The sequence below is a fragment of the Coriobacteriia bacterium genome (assembly GCA_018368455.1).
Lineage (GTDB): Bacteria > Actinomycetota > Coriobacteriia > Coriobacteriales > UMGS124 > JAGZEG01.
The window spans coordinates 39,763-59,788 of record JAGZEG010000016.1; the positions used below are offsets into that span (position 1 = coordinate 39,763).

Annotated in this window: 14 protein-coding genes; 13 read left to right on the top strand and 1 reads right to left on the bottom strand. The window is 66.0% G+C overall.

Annotated elements, in window-relative coordinates; translation table 11 throughout:
• The first annotated feature begins 205 nt into the window (after nt 1–205).
• The 7 genes from KHZ24_10030 (at nt 206) to KHZ24_10060 (ending at nt 10,125) form a co-directional block, all read left to right on the top strand.
• Nucleotides 206–1,063: a universal stress protein gene (locus KHZ24_10030; protein MBS5451523.1), complete on the top strand. Its 858-nt coding sequence runs from the start codon at nt 206–208 to the stop codon at nt 1,061–1,063.
• Nucleotides 1,064–1,232: 169 nt separating this feature from the next.
• Nucleotides 1,233–2,918, top strand: a complete 1,686-nt coding sequence (locus tag KHZ24_10035; protein MBS5451524.1) for an aminotransferase class I/II-fold pyridoxal phosphate-dependent enzyme — start codon at nt 1,233–1,235, stop codon at nt 2,916–2,918.
• 199 nt (nt 2,919–3,117) lie between these two features.
• The gene (locus KHZ24_10040; GenBank protein MBS5451525.1) at nt 3,118–5,412 is read left to right on the top strand and encodes a UvrD-helicase domain-containing protein; all 2,295 of its coding nucleotides are present in this window, start codon (nt 3,118–3,120) and stop codon (nt 5,410–5,412) included.
• Nucleotides 5,413–5,621: 209 nt separating this feature from the next.
• The gene (locus KHZ24_10045) at nt 5,622–7,124 is read left to right on the top strand and encodes a helix-turn-helix transcriptional regulator (GenBank protein ID MBS5451526.1); all 1,503 of its coding nucleotides are present in this window, start codon (nt 5,622–5,624) and stop codon (nt 7,122–7,124) included.
• A 407-nt stretch (nt 7,125–7,531) separates the two neighbouring features.
• Nucleotides 7,532–9,085 carry a response regulator transcription factor gene (locus KHZ24_10050; GenBank protein MBS5451527.1) on the top strand — a complete coding sequence of 518 codons (1,554 nt, stop codon included), beginning with the start codon at nt 7,532–7,534 and terminating at the stop codon, nt 9,083–9,085.
• 387 nt (nt 9,086–9,472) lie between these two features.
• Entirely contained in the window at nt 9,473–9,775 is a 303-nt protein-coding gene (locus tag KHZ24_10055; protein MBS5451528.1) for a nucleotidyltransferase domain-containing protein, read from the top strand.
• 53 nt (nt 9,776–9,828) lie between these two features.
• Nucleotides 9,829–10,125, top strand: coding sequence for a DUF86 domain-containing protein (locus tag KHZ24_10060; GenBank protein MBS5451529.1), 297 nt, complete (start codon nt 9,829–9,831; stop codon nt 10,123–10,125).
• Here the strand turns inward: KHZ24_10060 and KHZ24_10065 are convergent.
• A complete protein-coding gene (locus KHZ24_10065; GenBank protein ID MBS5451530.1) occupies nt 10,122–11,603 on the bottom strand; it encodes a hypothetical protein in 1,482 nt (493 codons plus the stop codon). The two genes, KHZ24_10060 and KHZ24_10065, sit on opposite strands and share 4 nt — an antisense overlap.
• A gap of 317 nt (nt 11,604–11,920) precedes the next feature.
• On the opposite strand from KHZ24_10065, the gene KHZ24_10070 reads away from it, so the two are divergent.
• From KHZ24_10070 to KHZ24_10095, 6 genes are all read left to right on the top strand, one after another.
• Nucleotides 11,921–14,002, top strand: coding sequence for an FAD-binding protein (locus tag KHZ24_10070; protein ID MBS5451531.1), 2,082 nt, complete (start codon nt 11,921–11,923; stop codon nt 14,000–14,002).
• A 763-nt stretch (nt 14,003–14,765) separates the two neighbouring features.
• Nucleotides 14,766–15,302 (top strand): hypothetical protein, encoded by a 537-nt coding sequence (locus tag KHZ24_10075; GenBank protein ID MBS5451532.1) that lies wholly within the window; start codon nt 14,766–14,768, stop codon nt 15,300–15,302.
• Nucleotides 15,303–15,753: 451 nt separating this feature from the next.
• Nucleotides 15,754–16,392, top strand: coding sequence for a hypothetical protein (locus tag KHZ24_10080; protein MBS5451533.1), 639 nt, complete (start codon nt 15,754–15,756; stop codon nt 16,390–16,392).
• Nucleotides 16,393–16,426: 34 nt separating this feature from the next.
• Nucleotides 16,427–16,702, top strand: coding sequence for a hypothetical protein (locus KHZ24_10085; protein ID MBS5451534.1), 276 nt, complete (start codon nt 16,427–16,429; stop codon nt 16,700–16,702).
• Nucleotides 16,703–16,866: 164 nt separating this feature from the next.
• The gene (locus KHZ24_10090; GenBank protein ID MBS5451535.1) at nt 16,867–19,317 is read left to right on the top strand and encodes a glycosyltransferase; all 2,451 of its coding nucleotides are present in this window, start codon (nt 16,867–16,869) and stop codon (nt 19,315–19,317) included.
• The coding region (locus KHZ24_10095) for a polysaccharide biosynthesis protein (protein ID MBS5451536.1) at nt 19,307–20,026 on the top strand (720 nt) is incomplete at its 3' end. The genes KHZ24_10090 and KHZ24_10095, both read left to right, overlap by 11 nt.

Sequence of the window (20,026 nt, forward strand, 5' to 3'; positions counted from 1 at the left end):
ATGTCTCCGTTCTCGCCTGCTGCCTGCGGGTCGGGCGGGCTGAGCGGCGCTGCTGCTTATGGGATGGACACAGTGTCATGCTATAACTGTACTCCGGTGAACTTCCTTGGTTGTGTCGCGCCTGAGAGGTGGCGCGTCGAGTGCGGGCTGTCTTGCGAGGGCATTTGTTATACGGAGAGGCCTCGATCGGAAAGGTTGCAGGGCTATGGCGAGCGACATTCTGGTGGGCATCGACGGCAGCGAGCGCGGCCTGAGGGCGCTCGAGTGGGCGGCGCAGCAGGCCGGGCGCGAGTCGGGCCAGCTCACGCTGCTGGCTGTCGTCGATCCTGACGAGGCGAGCGCAGCGGGCGCCGACATGGCGACGGCGCACGAGCTCGCCCGGCGCGTGTTGGACGAGGCACGCTCCGTCGTCTCCGAGAAGTACCCCGACGTCCCCTTGGACGCGATCGTCGCCCAGGGCAAGATTATCGACCGCATCGTCGAGGCTGCCGACGAGCATGACCTCGTCGTGCTCGGTACGCATCACGGCGCCGGCAGTGACGTTGCCCTTGGCGCGGCGCGTGGCCTGCGCGTCTCCGTCTCCACGCGCACGCCGACCGTCGTCGTTCCGTGCGACTGGGAGCCTGCGGCGGGCGGGTCGGGCATCGTCGCCGCCGTGGGGCCGGACGACTCCTGCGACGCAGCGCTCGAGTTCGCCGTGCGTGAGGCGCTGCGCCGCGAGCTGCCGCTGACGCTCGTCTCGGCGTGGGCCGTCTCTGCGATGCTGGCCCGCTCTGCGCGGGCGAAGGCCGAGGGCGAGGGCTCGGTAGGCGAGCGACGCCAGGCAGAGCTTGACGAGCGTGTGCGAGAGATCGAGAAGGCGCACCCGTCACTGGTGGTGAGCGGACGTGCTGTCGAGGGGACGTCTCCGGCCCACGTGTTGCTGTCGTGCAGCAGGGGGAGCGACTTGCTCGTGTTGGGGACGCACTCGCGCGGAACGCTCGGTCGTGCCATGTTCGGCTCCGTGACGCATGCGGTGCTGCTCAACCCCAACGTGCCGACAGTTGTGGTGCCACAGCGCTGATGTGGTGCCCCACAAGTTCAAATTAGTTCAATTTTCTCGAGAGTTCAATCTCAGGAGATGGTAGACTGACGTCTCGATTGAACTCTCGATGTCGTCTGGGCCACGGCCTGTTCTCGGTAGTTCAATTTGTACGCATAAAATTGAACGTGCCGTGAGAAGGGGAGTGAGCATGGACGAAGTGTCGGAGAGCGAGGCGTTTGCCCAGCGCCTGCGTGGCGCCATGGAGCGAGCGGGCCTCAAGCAGGCCGATCTCATCCGCCTCGCGTCCGAGAGGGGGCGTCGCCTCGGCAAGAGCCAGGTGAGCCAGTACGTCAGCGGCAAGACACTGCCCCGTACCGACGTCATGCGCCTGCTCGCCATCGTGCTCGACGTTGACTCGGGCTGGCTTTCGGGCGGCCTCATCACGCGCGACACTCCACTCGACAGCACGGCCGTCCTGACGCGGCGCTCAAGCGGAGGGACTGCGCGAGCTACCAAGGGCGCTTCTGGTCTCGCCCCGAAGCCCGCGGTGACCTCCGAGGTTGCCGGGGCTTCGGATGAAGAGAAGGACGCGCCCTCTGCCGACTTGCCATCCGATTTTTCCGCCGGCGCCGCCGCGTCGTCCGTCTTCCAAGGAAGTGCCCCCATGAGTATGGTTACCCGCGAATTTGCCAAGTCCGCCAAGCTTGCTAACGTCCAGTATGACGTGCGCGGCCCCGTTGCCGACCAGGCCGCCAAGATGGAGGCTGAGGGTCTGCGCGTCCTCAAGCTCAACATCGGCAACCCTGCTCCGTTTGGCTTCCGCACGCCCGACGAGGTCGTGCAGGACATGGCGCACCAGCTCACGGAGTGCGAGGGCTACTCTGACACGCGCGGCCTGTTCTCCGCGCGCAAGGCCATCATGCAGTACGCCCAGATCAAGGGGCTTCCCAACGTCGGCATGGAGGACATCTACACTGGTAACGGCGTGTCCGAGCTCATCAACCTCACGATGACGGCCCTGCTCGACCCCGGCGACGAGATCCTCATTCCCGCGCCCGACTATCCGCTGTGGACGGCGTGCGCGACGCTGGCCGGCGGCACGCCCGTGCACTACATGTGCGACGAGCAAGCCGACTGGAATCCCGACATCGCCGACATGGAGCGCAAGATCACGCCGCGCACGAAGGCCATCGTCATCATCAACCCGAACAACCCGACGGGTGCCGTCTACTCGCGCGAGGTCCTCGAGGAGATCGTCGAGCTTGCCCGTCGTCACCAGCTCATCATCTTCTCCGACGAGATCTACGACCGTCTCGTTATGGACGGCATCGAGCACGTGTCCATCGCGTCGCTGGCGCCCGACCTGTTCTGCGTGACGTTCTCCGGCCTGTCGAAGTCGCACATGATCTGCGGCTGGCGCGTCGGCTGGATGATCCTGTCCGGTCCCAAGGACTACGCGTCCGACTTCGTTGCCGGTCTGCACCTGCTGTCGAACATGCGCCTGTGCTCCAACGTGCCGGCGCAGTCCATCGTGCAGACGGCTCTGGGCGGGCACCAGAGCGTCAAGGACTACATCCGTCCCGGCGGGCGCATCTACGAGCAGCGCGAGTACGTGTATCGGGCGCTCAACGAGATTCCCGGCATCAGCGTCGTCAAGCCCAAAGCGGCGTTCTACATCTTCCCGAAGATGGACGTCGAGAAGTTCAACATTGTGGATGACGAGAAGTTCGCCATGGACCTGCTGCGCGAGAAGCGCATCCTCATCACACGCGGCAGGGGCTTCAACTGGCCCGACCCCGACCACTTTCGCATCGTCTACCTGCCGCGCATCGACGTCCTGCGCGAGGCCATGGGCGACTTGCGTGACTTCTTCGCTCACTACCGTCAGCGCTAGGAGGCCGGTTCGGTTCGCACCCAGCAGACGGCGGGCTCGGCGAGGTTTTTGGGCGTGCCGGTGGAGCGGTGGGAAAACAAAACCCGTCCGACTGTTATGAGTCGGGCAACGTGGGTATCATAGAACGCCTTGTTGTGCGGGGTGCCGGCAGGATGGGCACCCCGCACGTTTGTGCGTCGTCGCTTTGAAGGGAGTTCCCATGGCCGTTGAGCCCACCGCAGCCGACTCGAATCCCACGTTAAACCCGGACTCCTCCCCACTGAACCCTCCATCGACTCCCTTGAACTCGCAGGAGGCTCCTCTGAACGCGGTGTCCGGCGTTGAGGACTGCGACGCTCCTGCTGACGATCCCGTTTTCATCGAGGAACAGCGCCATCTCAGCCAGACGTACGCCACGCTGTGCGAGCTTGAGCGCAGTATCTCCGACCGCCTGGAGTCGGATCGCGCCGAGATGCAGCAGTTCAAGGAGAACGCCGACGACGAGCTCTCCACGGACGTCGACCGCGGCGATGACGGCGACGACTTCAGCGCCTCCATGGAGACGTACGCCGCCTACGCCGCGATGAACAACGTCGTCGACAGCTTCAACATCTCCATCGACATGGCGGAAGAGAACCTTGCGCGCACGCGCCAGCTCATCCATCACGCCTACTTCGCAAAAGTGCGCCTCAAGTTCGCCCACCGCGACGAGCCGCGCGACATCTACCTGGGCAGCACCGGCATGACGGACGCCGACCACCGCCAGCTCGTCGTGGACTGGCGCTCTCCCGTGGCTGAGACGTACTACAACCAGCAGACCGGCCCGATGTCCTACGTCGCCAACGGGCGCACGATCCACGCCGACCTGCAGCTGCGGCGCCAGTTCGACCTCGCGGAAGACAAGCTGCACGCGTACTTCGACACGACGGTCGCCATTGAGGACCCGCTGCTGCTCGCCTCGCTGTCCCAGCGCCGCAGCTCGCAGCTTGCCGCCATCACGGCGACGATCCAGCGCGAGCAGAACCTCATCATCCGCCACGCCGACGTGCCGGCCCTGCTCGTGCGCGGCGTCGCGGGCTCCGGCAAGACGTCTGTCATGCTGCAGCGCATCGCCTACCTGCTCTACCAGCAGCGTGCGAGCCTCAACGCAAACCAGGTTTATCTGCTGAGCCCCAACCCGGTCTTCGCGCGCTACATCAAGAACGTCCTGCCCGAGCTGGGCGAGAAGAACCCGCACACGCTGCTGTGGTCCGAGCTCATGGAGCGCATTGGGCCCGGCGACCGCAACCTGGGCGCCGACGTGTCGCCCGAGGATCTTCTGCTCATCGACGAGCGCGCGAAGGACCTCGTGCTCGACCCCGATGACGTGCGCGAGCTGCGGGCGGGCGAGCGCGTGCTCATGAGCGGGCCGCAGGTGTGGCGCTGCGTCGAGAAGTACCTGCGCAAGGACCCGACCGTGGGCCCACGCCTGTCGGCGCTCGTCGAGGATGACCTTGCCGAGAAGCTTGAGCGCCGCATCGCGCAGCTCGTGGGCGACGACAAGGTGCACGCCGACATGCTCGCGCTCGACGCTGATGAGCAGGACCGCGTGTTCGGCGGCCCCATCAACCCCATCGAGGAGGACGAGCTGGCCGAGTGCGCCCGCACGTACCTCGACGACCTGTGCGCGCCGCTGTTCGCGCAGATAGAGAGCGGCGGCTGGCTGCGCCTCGACCGTGTGGGCATGCGCATGCTCGGCAAGCAGAGCCTGACGGCGCTCGAGTGGGTCTACCTCAAGATGGTCGTCATGGGCAAGGTCGACCCTGCCGCGAAGCTCGTCATGGTCGACGAGGTGCAGGACTACTCCGTGACGCAGCTCATGGTGCTCGCGCGCTACTTCAGCCGCGCTCACTTCCTCATGCTGGGCGACCCCAACCAGGCCATCCGCCCCGGAACGGCGAGCTTCGACGACATCCGCGCGCTGTTCGAGCGCGAGCGGGGCGGCGTGAGCGAGTGCGAGCTCATGACGAGCTACCGGTCGTCGCCCGAGATCACGGCGCTGTTCTCGAGCCTGTTGCCCGAAGACGAGCGCCTGCGCGTGTCGTCGGTGCTGCGCCCGGGCATCGAGCCCAGCGTCAAGGCCTGCGCCGACCTCGACGAGTACCGCTCGACGCTCGTGGGGGCCATCGAGTCTGCGCGCGGCGAGGGGGACGGCTTGACGGCCGTCGTCGTCAACAGCAGGCGCCGCGTGAAGTGGCTGGGCGACCTGCTCGGCGAGGCAATGGGCGAGCGCGCCCCCCAGCCCATCTTCGAGGGAGACGCGCTGCCGCCGAGCGGCGTCGTCCTTATCGATCTGAGGCTGGCCAAGGGTCTCGAGTTTGACCGTGTTATCATCGCCGACGCCCAGGCGGAGGAGTTCCCCGGCGACGACCTGTCTCGCCGTCGCCTGTACACGGCCATCTCCCGCGCGACGCAGCGCGTCACGATCGTCGCGCAGGGCGATCTCACGCCGTTGCTGGGCGCCTTCGCCAAGTAATTTCGTTCGCTTGTCGGGAAGGGCTCGCGTGCCTCGCCGCACCTGGCGTGGAAACGCGGGCCCTTCCCGCGTTTGTGACGGCACTTCGCGCTCGGTGACCCACTCTCTCGACGTCCGCCTTTCACGCATGGCACACCGCACCCGGGCTTCGCGCTGGGGTTGATGCGGTATAACTGTGCGATCGAGGGAAAGGGGAGGGAATGGGGTGCATGCGCGAAGAGCGCCCGGAGGTCAACGCCGGCGAGGCGACGGCGCCTCCAGCTGCGTCCGAGGTGCGCAAGGGTGCCGGCCGAGCCGTGCGTGCTTGGCTCGCCGCGCTGCCGAGGATCCCGCTGCCGTTTCTCGGCCTGGGCGTTTATCGCGCATGGCTCAACGTCCTGTTCGAGGACGACCTGACGGCCGGCGCCGCGAACGTCTCCGTATCGCAGGACGCGTTCGACCTCGTCATGATCGCCGCGCTGCTCCTCTGTGCCCTGTGCGCCCGTCGGCTGACGCCGCTGTGGCCCCGTCGCTGGGCGCGGCTGGCGTGCGCTGGTCTTCTCACGTGCTCGTCGCTGCTGGCCTACGCTTTCTGGATCGGGGGCATTCCTGTCGCCCTCGTCACCGTGCCCTACACGCTCATGGGAGGCGTCGGCATCGCGCTGATGATCCTGCTGTGGTCCGAGCTCTACGGCATGCTGAGCCCGACGCGCATCTGCCTGTACTACGCCGCCTCGCTCCTCGTGGGCGCGGCGCTCGGATGGCTGTTGCGCGGGTTCGACCCGACGATGCTCCCGCTTGTCGCCGCGCTTCTCCCACTCATCTCGCTGCGCTGCCTCTGGAACTGCCATCGTAGCGAGCAGGTGCCCGACGTCGCCTCCCTGGAGTGGGCGCGTTTCTCGTTTCCGTGGAAGCCCGTGCTCGTCATCGCCGTATACTCGTTTGCGTACGGCCTGCTGCAGTCGTCCATCGCCGACGTCGCGCGGCCTAACACGGCGCCGGGCACCGTGCTGTGCGCGCTGATAATCGCGCTCGCCATCGTCGTGCTGCACGACCGGGTTGACTTTGGCGCGCTACAGGGGGCGGTGCTGCCGTTCGCGTCGGCCGTCTTCCTGGTGCTGGCGGCCGTCGGAGGCCTGAGCCCTTGGTGGGCGAACCTATGCGCCAACGCCGGCTACACGGCGAGCCAAGTGTTTATCATGACGATGATCGGCTCGCTCTGCTACTACTGGGGCGCAAGCGCCATATGGCTGTTCGGCATCGAGCGGGCCGTGCGCTCCCTCGCCATGATGGCGGGGCGCGGCGTCGAGGGGGCACTGGGCGCGGCGGGGCTGTCGTACGTGCCGCTGCTCGTGGTCGTCGTCATGGCGGTAACGTTCGTGGCGCTGCGCGAGGGGCGGCTGAGCTCGGCGTGGGGCGTGCGGCTTGCGGAGACGGCAGGCGTCGGGGGAGGCGGGGCGCGCTCCGTCGAGGATCGCGGCTCGCTGACGAGGGCGTGCTCGGCGTTGGCGAGGGAGCGCAACCTGTCCCAGCGCGAGGAGGAGGTGCTGCTCCTGCTGGCCCAGAAGAAGACGGCCCGCGACATCGAGCGGGAGCTGTGCGTCGCCAACGGGACGGCCAAGGCCCACATACGCCACGTCTACCAGAAGCTGGACATCCACGCGCGCGAGGAGCTGTTCGCGATGGTGGAGGGACGCCGGGTCGAGGGCTCGGGTGGCGCCGGTTCCCGGTAAGGAGCCTCCCGGGCCTTGGGGGCGCTGCTGGGCCCGGGTTGTGCCTCGCGGGAGCCCCTTTTTGCGGGAGACGGCGCTTGGCTGGCCAAAGGGGGACGTTGTGTATGGGCGCCTCTCGGCCCGGGAGCCCCCATGGGCGCCTGCGGCCCGAGAGGCGCAGCGAATCCGCAGGTCATCTTCGCTCGGCAAGCGATGGCCGCGCGAGCCTTCCGTAGACAGCCATACACGATGGCTCGTTTTGGCCACGCCGAGGTGTCTTTGCTGCAGAGAGTGCCCGAATTCCCCGCCGCTGCGTGGCGTCTCTCGGAAAACGCGGGAAGAATTCGCCTCGCCTTCCTCCCCGCGTCCTCGCGACCTGCTAGGCTGCATATGTAAGGGGAGGGGAACGGAAGAGGGGTGGGGCATCCGTGGACGCATCGACGCAGGCGCGCCAAGGTGACGCTCGCTATACGAAGGGCGCGCGGGTCGGCGGGGTTGGTGCCTGGATCGCCGGCCTGCCGTGGGTGCCGCTTCCCTTCCTGGGACTGGGCGTGTTCCGCACGTGGCTGCACATGCAGGCACCCTGCGTTGCACAGGTCCCCTCTGCCCTGGGCACGCCCGCGCTGCCGTCCATGCAGCCCGACCCGCTCATCGTCGCGGTGTTTTTGCTGCTCGTGCTGTTCGCGCGTTCTCTGACGCCTCTGTGCCAGCACCGCTGGGCGTGGGTCGCCTGCGGCACTCTGCTCACGGTGACGCCGCTGTTTCTGTACCTCCCCGTTATTCTTCCCGCTGTGCCGTCCCTTGTCGTGATGTTGCTGCGCACGCTTACCAGCGGCGTGGGTGTTGCATTGATGTTCCTGCTGTGGTTCGAGCTGTACGGATCGCTCGGCCCGGCGCGTGTGTGCCTGTACTATGCGGCGTCCTTCGTTGCGAGCTCGGCGCTCAGCTGGCTGTATCAGGGATTTCAGCTCGAGTGGCTACCCCTGGCGGTGGCGCTGCTGCCTGTTGTGTCACTGCGCTGCTTGCAGAACTGCTATCGACGCGAGGCGATTCCCTGCCTGGCGGAAGACAATTCCGACGAGACGGTAGGGGAGCACGGGAGCGCCCCGGTAGAGGCGGAGACCGTCGCGCATGCAGATGCCGGCTGGAAAGGCGCGTCCTGGGCCCAGTTCTCCTTCCCCTGGAAACCCGTGCTCGTCATCGCCGCTTTTTCGTTTGCCTATGGCCTGCTGCAGTCGGGCACGATCTCCGGTGCCCCGCATCCCAGCCTCACATTCTGGGCCATCCTGAGCTCGGCCGTGTTTGCGGGTGCCCTGATGCTGGTGCACGAGCGAGCCGGATCGGGGGCCATCTACCCGGTGCTGGCGGGGCTGACGGCATTGTGCCTGATGCTTGCGTGTATCGTCGGCCTTCCTGCCTGGGTGAGCGGCGTGCTCGTGGACTGGGGCTACATGGGCGGGCAGACGTTCATCATGACGATGATGGCTGCCATCTGTCAGCGACGCCACGTCAACGCGATCTGGCTGTTTGGCATCGAGCGTGCCGTCAACACGTCAGCCGTGTTTGTCGGAGGGCTGGCGGAGGGTTTGCTCTCCGCGCGGGGCTTTCCGACGGCGATCCTGCTTGTGGTCATCGTGCTGGTGGCGACGCTTGTCGCGTTGCACGAGGGCCGCTTCGGCTCGGCTTGGGGCATGCGCCTCGCGGAGAGCCAGGTGGATCCCGAGGGTGCGCGCGAGGTGCGCGAGTTCGACTCGCTCGAGCAGCGTTGCGCCGAGCTCGCCCGCGTCTACGGGCTTTCTCAGCGCGAGGAGGAGGTGCTGCTCCTGCTGGCCCAGAAGAAGACGGCCCGCGACATCGAGCGGGAGCTGTGCGTCGCCAACGGGACGGCCAAGGCGCACATACGCCACGTCTACCAGAAGCTGGACATCCACGCGCGCGAGGAGCTGTTCGCGATGGTGGAGGGTAGGCCTGCGGGGCGCTAGGACCGGCGGGGGCGAGGGGACTCTGACCGGCACGGGCGGGGCGCCGGTCAAAAACGACGGCTGTGCGAGATTCTGTTTTGGCGGCGCCTCGTGATGGGCGCGGATTGCGGTTCTGCGAGGTTTGCGCGAGCGCTGGTGTTACGAATGCATACATGCAAGCTCAAAAGTGCAGGTCACAATCGCAATCGTATTACGCGCTCGACGCAAGGCTCCAGAAAGACCGACGCAAACCTCGCAGGACCGCGTTTCGCGCCCAAATCAAACCGCCCGCTCCGCAAGACCTCGCACAACCGCGATTCCTGACCTGGCGCAGAGGGCGCACAGACTACCTCGAGTGTGGCGCGGGGCGGTCGCTGTAGTACAATATCCGCAAGAGGGGAGGCGTCCATGTCGCAGTCGGTGCTTACGCGCAGCCATATCTCGGATGTCTTAGGTCAGCTCGTCGGGCGCTATGGGGCGCAGTCCGCCTACTTGTTTGGATCGTACGCACGCGGCGAGGCCACCCCGGATTCTGACGTCGACATTCTCGTGGTTGGTGGCCCGTCTTTTCATCCGGCTGATATTTTTTCTATCGCGGAAGATGCCCATCGTGCGTTCGGCAAACGTATCGATGCGTATGAACTGAGCGAGTTAAATGAAGGCACACCCTTCTATCGGTCGGTCATGGCCGAACGGGTGAGCGTGGCATGAGACGCACCGACAGGGAGTATCTCGAGATCGTTCAGCGTACCGGGCGCGCTCTTATGGCATATCTTTCCAAGAACGGTGTAACGCGCGAGGGTATTCTGGACGACCAGATCGTACAGTGGACGATTACGACGCCTCTCTATAACATCGGGGAGAATGTCTGCCATATATCCGACGCCTTCAGGGGCCTACATCCCGAAGTGCCGTGGGCTCGCATTGCGGGCATGCGACACCGTCTTGTGCACGACTATGAGGGCACGAACTGGACGATTGTTGCCGATACAGTGCTGCAGGATGTCCCGCAGTTTCTGATGCAGATTGATGCAATTCTTGGTTCGCAGGATGCCAACTAATTCTGGTCGCGACTAGCCATCAGGTCGATGAGTTCCTGCTGGCTGTGGACGTCGAGCTTGCGGTAGACGTTGCGCGCGTGGTACTTGACGGTGTTGTGCGAGATGCACAACTTCTGCTCGATGTGCGCTGCGTTGTTGCCGCGGGCGAGCAGCGTCAGCACGTCGGACTCGCGCTGCGTGAGTCCCCGCTGCTCCGCCATCCGCTCGCATCGACCGGGTAGGTCGTCGACGGGACGCGCCACGACGCTCGGCGTCTCGGTGGCGATGCCCTCGATCGTCTCGTCAAAGCTGAACGTCCTTCTCGTCGCCACGACGTAGAGCGTGACGGCGGCGATGATAACGACGATGACCGTGCACGCCACGACGGTGCCCACCCCGCCCACCCCGCCCGCCTCTCCGACGCCCGACGCCAGCGCGATAAGCGCTCCCGCGAGGATACCCGCGTAGTCGACGGCCAGACCCCATGCAAGTGTGGGCAGCGCGTCGATGGCGCTGCGCCGCGCCGCCGCGCATAGTGAGAACCACGTGAGCAGGTTGAAGCACAACGACCCGCTGACGAGCAGCGCGGGCGCGAGCCGCGTCGCCGGCCCAATGACGAGGAGTACGAGCAGGTAGCCGACGAGCACAAACGCGAACGAGACCGTGAACAGGGCGTCCATGCGGGGGTGGCGCCGGGCGAGTAACGTGTAGCCCACGAGCGTGAGCATGACGAGGGCCGTGAGGGCGTAGCGCTGCCATGCGCTGCCCGGGCTGGCCAGACGCAGGCCGTAGCCATAGGCGAGGCTGAACGCGAATATGTAAATAAATAGGTGGCTACGCATCGGAAGGAACGCTAGGGGGTGCGAGACCTCGGCGTTTGACGGTACCCCGAACTTCGCGATGCGTCCGAGCAAGTCGCGGGCAACCGGCAGGGAAAGCGCGAGCATACCCAGGGCGGCCGCCGTGTTCACGGCGTTGGCGAGCTGGTAGGAGCTGCCTAGGCTGACGAGGGCCGCAATCGGCATGGCGAGGACGCTCGCTCCTGCGAAGCACAACAACGCGGCCCGCAGGCTCAGACTTGCGCACGCGAGCAGCCACAGCGTCGTCACCCACGCGCCCGCTGCGTTGCCGACGCACGAGCCTGCCGTGATGAGCGCCGGCATTCCCAGGGCATCCCCGACGGCGCAGAGGGCGCATCCGAACAGGCTGAGCGCACCGACGATGGCGCAGGTGATCCCGGGCCGAATGGTCAACAGGCGCGGTCGGGTGCGGCCCAGAGCGAGCAGGATGAGAAATCCGGCGACGGCGGACATCGTGGCCCAGTCGCGCGACCAGTCGAAGGCGCCTGGGTGCGTCGTCGCGAGCGGCCCGTTGAACAGCAGCACCATGAGCATGGAGAGCGCCGAGGCACCGAGGCAGCGCGCGAACGTCGGGCGAGGGCTGACGGCGTACTTCTCGCCTGTGTCTCGAGCCCCTGCCTCCTGTGCGTGTCGGTCCATGCGCCACCCTCTCCGCTTTGGTACAGCCTGTGTTGTTAGCCTATCCTTAGTATAGGTCTACCTGCGGGTTCTCTGTCCCCACCCTGGCGGGGTGGGACGCATCCCGCCCCCGATCCTGCCCCGTGCGACTCGTTCTCAATACCGACGGGGTGGGGCGGTGGATGGCCTCGCGCCGTACGGTGAGGTTGTTCGCAGGAGAGGCGGTGCGGGTCGGACACACGCTTGCGATCGGGTGCCGGGCGCGACCTGGCATTCGCGTCGCTGGCACCGCGACCATCCCTCTCCGCACTCAAGCCGTACGCAGAAAGGATCATCCCATGGACTCGATGAACGTGAACCGCCGCAGCTTCGTCAGGGGCGCCTCGCTGGGCGTCGCCTCGATCGTCGCCGGCAGCGCGCTGGCTGGCTCGGCGCTCGCCTCTGAGGGCGCACCCGCAGCCTCGGCCGCTGTCGACGGTGCCCAGCCCGCTGCCGCTGGCGCCGCCGCTCGCTACGCAGCCGGCACGAGCGTCGCGACGGACGCCCCCGCCTGGCTCGGCGAGGAGCCGGTCGTCGCCCCCGAGGACATCACGGCCACCTTCGCCTGCGACGTCCTCATCATCGGCGCAGGCTGCGCGGGCATCGCCGCCGCGGCGACAGCCTCCGACCTCGGCCTCAACTTCATCGCCGTCGACAAGGCCCAAAGCGTCGCCGAGACGCGCGAGTACCTCGGCGCTATCAACTCGCAGTACAGCACGCAGCTGCGCGAGGAGGATCCCGGCCGCGTCCTCAACGAGATCAGCCGCTACGCCTCGGGCAAGTGCGACCGCGACCTCATCAAGCTGTGGATCGACAACTCTGCCGAGATGATCGACTGGGTTGCTCCGCTTATGGAGGCCGCCGGCAAGGTGCCCTCCGTCGCTGATCCCGGCGAGCACGAGACGGGCGGTACGGATTACCTTACGCCGGTCGTCGAGCACAGCTGGCCCATTCCCTACGTCCCGCCGACACGCAACGACGTGCTGCTTGCGCACATGCAGGAGCAGGGCGACGACGTGTGGTTCGGCTACGAGCTCGTGCGCCTCGTGCACGAGGACGACATCGTGACGGGCGGCATCTTCAAGGGTGAGGACGGCTACATCGAGATTGACGCCCCCTATGTCGTGCTGGCGACCGGTGGCTACGCAGCCAACCCCGTCATGATGCGGGCGCTGCAGCCCGACGCGTGCAAGGTCGTCACGGCCGCCAGCTTCAACGCGTTCTGCGACGGAAGCGGCATCAAGGCCGGCATCTGGGCTGGCGGCGCCAAGCAGAACGACCCGACGCCCATGCTGTTCGACCGCGGCGCCGTGCTCGCCGGCGTGAGCGCGGGCTACGTGGGCGAGGGTGCCGGCGCGACGCTGCCGGGTGAGATCTTCCAGCTCAACATCGGCAGCCAGCCCTTTCTCAAGGTCAACCGCCGTGGCGAGCGCTTCGCCAACGAGTCGACGCCCTACGACAACATGCTGTTTGCGACGGGTCGCCAGCCTGGCGGCGTGTTCTGCCAGGTGTTCGACGGCAACGCGCCCGAGGATATCAAGCGCTTCGGTATGATCGGCTGCGCGAGCTATACCCGCATGATGATGGAGCAGGGCATGCCGCTCGACGACTTCATCGCCATGGACAACGGCTCAGCCGTCATGATGAAGGCCGACACGCTCGAGGAGCTTGCGGACATGCTCGGCTTCGTCGACGCGGACTGCGAGACGTTCCTGGCGACGTGTGCCCACTACAACGAGCTGTTCGACGCCCAGGCTGACACGGACTACGGCAAGGAGGCCTATCGCCTCTCCGAACTGCGTACGCCGCCGTTCTACGGCTGCTGGTACGGTGCAAGCCTGCTGACGACGCTCGATGGCCTGCAGATCAACGCGAAGATGCAGGTGCTTGACGCCAACTTCGAGCCGGTGAGCGGCCTGTATGCCATCGGCGACTGCTCGGGCGGCTTCTTTGACACGAACTATCCCGAGTACCTTCCGGGCCTGGCCGCGGGTCGCTCCGTCACCGAGGGACGCCAACTCGTGAAGATGATCGCGGCGTCGCCCGACTTCGTGGCGACGGAACGCACAGCTGTGAAGCCGAGCAGCGAGCTCGACCTGTCGGCCGTGAAGGACGGCACGTATACGGGGACGGGCGCCGGCATGGGCGGCGACATCAACGTGACGATCGAGGTGTCCGGCGGGCACATCAGCGTGACGGACATCTCGCCGAACAACGAGACGCAGGGCATCGGCGGCTACGAGGCCATCGCCGACGGTACGTATGCGCAGCAGGTTGAGGCGGCTCAGGGCCCGCAGATCGACGGCGTGGCCGGCGCGACGATCACGAGCAAGGCCATAGAGCAGGCCGTGCGCGCGGCGCTCAAGCAGGCGATTGCGTAGAGGGGAGCCCAGACGTCCTGCGGTTGGGGTCTGAACGGGCGAATGGCGCCCCGCGAGCTGGTTTTGTCGGCTCGCGGGGCGTTTTTGGACAGGAAGCCCGCTCGTGTATTGGAGCTCTTCCACCGGTGGATTATGCGAGAACGGCTTTCTGCCATATCAGCAAGTGCGGTTTCACTTCTCGCATATCTCACAGAAGATTATGCTGCTCGCCAAGGCTTGCGATCCCGCTGCCAAGCAGGCTCACCAGGGGCCCCATACACGAGCGGTTTTTCTGGCCGCATCTTGCGAGAAATCTGACAGGGCCGCGTGCGCGAGCGCGGTCCGCAAGCGTCGGTCGGGCCCGAAATGGCGAAGCTGCGGGCGCGCCCGTGTGTGTCCCGTGTGGTGAGATTGCAGGTGGGACGCTATGAGAGTTATTCGTTACATCTCAACAACTTGTTGACAGACCCCTGATGAACCGCGTGATAAAGTATGCGCGTCTAACAGGCCGGGTATGAGGGAGGTCGAGCGCTACTATGTCAACATCTGCGGTATGCGCCACCTCCGAATATACGCTCATCAACGGTGCTCTCCCGACTGCCGTATCCACCGCATGTCGTGAAATGACTGCGGGGGGGGGTCTTATTCTGAAGCTTTAGGGCGGGCCTTTGCACGACCCATTCCCCAGGCTGCCCCTTCGTGCGACCAGAAGGCTCCCTTTCAAGGTAACCAATTTTCGCACGCATTTCTGATTGATCCCGCATATAAACCAGTCGAAGCCTCGGTGGCGCGCCCTGCTGCCTGGCCGCTGTTCGCCGTCCATGTCGGCGCTGGCCGCGAGGCATCCGTGGCGCGTCGCGTCGCACAAGCGTGTCGCGACATCGTCCGCGACGCTTTTTCGCTGAGCGCCCAATTCCTGCGTCGCCATCAGGGGGCGTGGACGCTCGAGGAGCGGGCTCTCTATCCTGGTTACGTCTTCGTTGAGGCGGAAGAGTCCGAGCACGTGGTTCATGCGTTGGACATGCTTGCCGCAGGTGCGGGCTTTGTCGTTGCCGGTGGCGAGGCTCCCGTTGCACTTTCGCAGCGCGAGCAGGCGCTATTTTCCCTGGCTGATTCTCATCACACCATAGCGTTGTCGCGCGGCCGCATCGTGAGCGGCGAACTCGTGGTGGACGAGGGCCCGCTACAGGGTCGCGAACAGCTCGTCACGCGCATCGATCGGCACAAGCGCCTGGCGTGGCTCGGGGTGATTGCGTCGGAGAGGGGCGCGTTGGGCGGCGGCGCTCCGAAGGTGGGCCTGGAGGTGGTCGAGAAAACGTAGGAGAGGAGTGGTGGGGGTGCGTGGGCATCTGCTCGCGCGAGGTCCGGCGGGGCGCGGAAGCGCTCACGTCGTCGGTTCTCGCGCGGTCAGCTGACCGCTCGCCGGAACCGGGTGGTCGCGAGGCGTCTCCGGTTCTTTGGGCGAGAGTTCGTACGGATGGGGCGTGCGCCGGAGGCCATAGGGCCGGGCGCGCGCCAAAAGGAAAGCCATACCTCTCTTGTCGAGGCAGCGCCGCGAGCGTGCCTCGACGGGTTGAGGGAATGCATACGCCCCGGCGAGGGGCAGGGCTGTCGGGCCGGATCTCGTGGCGAAGCGCTAGGCGGAGCCGAGGAGAGGCCAAGCGAAGCGGTAGCCAAAAACCTCGCGGGCGTTGTGCATTCCCTCCTCGTCGAGAGCCACGCGAAAGGCGGTGATGCCCATGCTTATTTCAACTGAGACAACCGAGATCGAGATGCCCCGAGCGGTGGAGCTCGACCGACGTGATGTCGGGCAGCCGCTGCGCTGGTATGTCATCCAGGTGCGGCGGGGGAGCGAGGCCGCCATGGCGGCGCTGCTGAGCAGGGTTGTGCCCGGCGACGTGCTCGACGAGTGCTTCTTCCCGCAATACCAGACCGAGATGAAGGTGCGCGGCCAGTGGGTGCCGTGCACGCGGCCGCTATTCGACGGCTACCTCATCGCGGTGTGCCGCGACCCCGAGGCGCTCGAGGACGCGCTGACGCACATCCCCGAGTTTGCCCGCGTGCTGGCCATGGGCGAGCGATTCGTGCCGCTGGCTCGCGAGGAAGTCGAGCTTATCGGTGGGTTCACGAGCAAAGGCGAGCGCGTCGTTCCAATGTCGTATGCAGTGAAGGACGGCGAGCGCGTCGTCGTGACGAGCGGCCCGCTCGTGGGACGCGAAGGGCTCATCACGAGCATCAACCGCCGCAAGAGCGTGGCGTATCTCGAGACGGATATCTGCGGGCGGACGGTCGCTGTGCGCGTGGGGCTGGGGATCCTCAGCCCGCTGCAGACGAGCGAGGCCAAAGCGCTCGCGGGGGCCGGGGCGGGGCGCCGGACATATCCGGCAAGTGAGGCATGCCGTGCCTGCTAGTGGAATTGGCATCGGAATAGAGACAGAGGAGCACGTGGAGGCCAACGAGCCCATGCTCACGGATCGTCAAAAGGCGGCACGCGCCGAAGACGCAATCGAGCATAAGAGGAACCTGCAGGAGAACGGCATTCCGCAAGAGGTACTCGGTGCCTTGTTGCTCTTGTCCTTCGTCCTTTTCGGGCATCTGAACGGGGTTTCCAGGCGTGTTTTGATGGCTTGCACCGCTCTGCTGAGTGGGTTTGAAGAAGCATATTTGCAAGTAGCTTGGATCGATGCCTGTGTCGTCGCGGACAGGGCGGTGGTCGCATGACGGCAGAGGAGGCTACGGCCGCGTTTGCCGGCACGACCCAGGACGATGCAATAGGACGCGCCATCAGAGTATGCAAAGGCTATTTCTTTAATTTTCTCGTTGATTGCAAGAGTGCCGATTCTGCACGAGCAGCGGCTCCGAGTTCGAACTGCGAGACACGTTAAATGACTGACTTCTACTACACTGCCCTGCTGCTCATCGCCGTCGCCTTCGTTGTGACGCTGGCCACGGTACCCCTGGCGTCCAAAATAGCCTGGAAGGCGGGCTCTGTCGACTATCCGAGCCGCAGGCGCGTGAATACCAAGCCTACCCCGCGCATGGGCGGCATCGCCGTGATGCTGGGCGTGGCCGCGGGCTTCGCGGCATGGGCGCTGCTGGCGGGCCCGCTGGGGCTGCCGACTCCGGCCGAGGCTATGTCTGTCAACGGGGTGAGCGTCGCGGGGCTGGCGGTCGCCGTAGTCGCCATGTTCCTGGTGGGCGTGGTGGACGACGCCATACAGCTGACCGCGCTCAACAAGTTCTTCTGGCAGATCGTGGCCGCCTGCGCCGCGACGGCGTCCGGCGCCGTCGTCGGGGAGATCGCCAACCCCTTCACGGGCGGCATGCTCAGCCTGGGGTGGCTCGCGTACCCGCTGACCGTGGCCTTCCTGGTCTCGTTCGCCAACATTATCAACCTTATCGACGGCGTTGACGGGCTGGCCTCCGGCATCACGTGCATCTGCGGCGTGGCCCTGTTCGCCATCTCGGTCATGGCCGGCCACACGGCCGCCGCCGCGGTGGCCGCGGCCCTGGTGGGCGCGACGCTGGGCTTTCTGCGCTGGAACTTCAACCCGGCCAAGATCTTCCTGGGCGACTCCGGGTCGCTGCTTTTGGGCTTCTCGTTGGGCGTGGCCGTGATCCTGCTCAACACGGGGGAGACGGGGGTGTCGATGCTGCTGGTCCCGATGGTGATGGTGGGTGTGCCGATACTGGACACCTTCGCCGCCATCGTGCGCCGCACGCGCGTGGGCGTGAGCATAGGCACCCCCGACAAGGGCCACATCCACCATCGCCTCCTCAAGCGCGGCTTCGGGCAGAGGGCGCTGGTGGTCATTATCTACGCCATAACCACCATCCTGTGCGCCTTCGCCTTCGTGATAACGCAGGTCGGCCTGGTCTGGAAGCTCGTCATCCTCGTCGTGCTGGTCGCCCTGGCAATCCTGCTGGGCATGTACCTGCAGATGTTCGTGCCCGTGGTGCGCAGGAGGTTCGACCCCGAGACCGGGGAGAACGAGGTGGTGCCCATCGACGAGGTGGGCGAGGACGAGGACTATACCAAAGAAGAAGTGGCATCGGTGCTTTTGGGCGGCGTCGCCGCAGGCGAGGCGCCCGCCGGGCCTTCCTTTAAGACGAGGCGCCCCCTCAAGGTCCTGGCCGTGAGCCAGCATTACTGGCCCGAGCCGTTCGCCATCGCCGACGTGTGCGAGGGGCTGGCCGCCATGGGCCACGAGGTGACGGTGCTTACCGGCACCCCCAACTATCCCGATGGCGACATATATCCCGGCTACGAGAGGGGGGCCCGCAGGAGCCAGGAGCGCAACGGCGTGCACATCAGGCGCGTCAAAATCGTGCCGCGCGGCCGCGAGGCGTGGCAGCGCGTGGTGAACTACTACAGCTTCAGCACCTCCGCCAAGAGGGAGGCGCTGAGGATGCGCGCCGGCTACGACGTGGTGCTGTCGTTCCAGACCTCGCCGGTGATGATGGCCAGGCCCGCGCTGGCCTACGGCGAGAAGCACCACGTTCCCGTCCTTTTGTGGTGCCAGGACCTATGGCCCGAGAGCCTGACGGCGGGCAACATCAAGCGCACCTCGCTCATATACAAGGCGTACGCCCGGGTCTCCCGGAAGATCTACGGGGCGGCCGACGTGCTGGCCGTGACGTCGACGAATTTCTCGGCCTATTTCAAGGACGTGCTGCGCATGGACCGCGAGACGGTCTACCTGCCCCAGTACGCCGAGGACGCCTTTGCGGGGCAGGCCGAGCCGCGCCCCGAGTACGACCCCTCCAAGGTGAACCTGACCTTCGCGGGCAACGTGGGCGCCGCCCAGGCCGTGAACACGCTTGTCGAGGCTGGCCACTACCTGGAGGGGGACGGCAGGTTCGCCCTGCACGTGGTGGGCTCGGGCTCGGAGCTGGAGACGCTCAAGAAGTACCGGGCCGAGATCGGCTCGGGCTGCGTGGAGTTCCACGGCAGGCACCCCCTGGCCGAGATGCCCTCGTTCTACCGCTCCAGCGACGCCATGGTGGCGACCTTCGCCGACAACCCGATCCTGGGCTACACGCTGCCTAGGAAGGTGACCTCCTACATGGCGGCCGGCAGGCCCGTGATCGGCACGGTGACGGGGGAGGCTCGGCGCGTGATCGAAGAAGCTGGCTGCGGCCTGTGCTGCGATCCGGAGGATCCGAAGGGCCTGGCTGAGGCCTGCAGGCGGTTTGCCGACATGAGCCCTGCCGAGCGCGAGGCCATGGGCGAGCGCGGCAGGCGCTACTACGAGGAGCACTTCGCGAAAGACAGCTTCTATTCGATTCTGGAAAAAGAGCTGCAGAGGCTGAAGGATGGAAAAGATGACGATTAGCGCCACCGCATTCACCGGCAGGACCCTTATGATCACCGGCGGCACGGGATCTTTCGGCAACACCGTGCTGAGGCACTTCCTCGGGTCGGACGTGGGGGAGATCCGCGTGTTCTCCCGCGACGAGAAGAAGCAGGACGACATGCGCCACCGCCTGCAGGAGGAAAGCCCCGAGCTGGCCTCGAGGGTGCGCTTCTTCATCGGGGACGTGCGCGACGCCCAGTCCGTGCGCGACGCCATGCGAGGCGTGGACTTCGTCTTCCACGCCGCCGCCCTGAAGCAGGTGCCCTCCTGCGAGTTCTTCCCGATGGAGGCCGTGAGGACCAACGTGATCGGCACCGACAACGTCCTGCACGCCGCCATAGAGGCGGGCGTGGAGCGCGTGGTGTGCCTGTCCACCGACAAGGCGGCCTACCCCATCAACGCCATGGGCAAGTCCAAGGCCATGATGGAGTCGATCATCTACGCAAACGCCAGAAACGGCGCCGGCAGGACGACCATCTGCTGCACGCGCTACGGAAACGTGATGTGCTCCCGCGGCTCGGTGATCCCACTGTTCATCGACCGCGTCCGCAGGGGCGAGCCGCTCACGGTGACCGACCCGCACATGACCCGCTTCCTGATGAACCTGGACGAGGCGGTCGAGCTGGTCCGCTTCGCCTTCGAGCACGCCAGGCCCGGCGACCTGTTCGTCCAGAAGGCGCCGGCCTGC

Coding starts and splice junctions, on each gene's coding strand:
- KHZ24_10030 (MBS5451523.1), top strand. CDS start 206: ATGGCGAGCGACATTCTGGTGGGCATCGACGGCAGCGAGCGCGGCCTG.
- KHZ24_10035 (MBS5451524.1), top strand. CDS start 1,233: ATGGACGAAGTGTCGGAGAGCGAGGCGTTTGCCCAGCGCCTGCGTGGC.
- KHZ24_10040 (MBS5451525.1), top strand. CDS start 3,118: ATGGCCGTTGAGCCCACCGCAGCCGACTCGAATCCCACGTTAAACCCG.
- KHZ24_10045 (MBS5451526.1), top strand. CDS start 5,622: ATGCGCGAAGAGCGCCCGGAGGTCAACGCCGGCGAGGCGACGGCGCCT.
- KHZ24_10055 (MBS5451528.1), top strand. CDS start 9,473: ATGTCGCAGTCGGTGCTTACGCGCAGCCATATCTCGGATGTCTTAGGT.
- KHZ24_10060 (MBS5451529.1), top strand. CDS start 9,829: ATGGCATATCTTTCCAAGAACGGTGTAACGCGCGAGGGTATTCTGGAC.
- KHZ24_10065 (MBS5451530.1), bottom strand. CDS start 11,603: ATGGACCGACACGCACAGGAGGCAGGGGCTCGAGACACAGGCGAGAAG.
- KHZ24_10070 (MBS5451531.1), top strand. CDS start 11,921: ATGGACTCGATGAACGTGAACCGCCGCAGCTTCGTCAGGGGCGCCTCG.
- KHZ24_10080 (MBS5451533.1), top strand. CDS start 15,754: ATGCCCCGAGCGGTGGAGCTCGACCGACGTGATGTCGGGCAGCCGCTG.
- KHZ24_10090 (MBS5451535.1), top strand. CDS start 16,867: ATGACTGACTTCTACTACACTGCCCTGCTGCTCATCGCCGTCGCCTTC.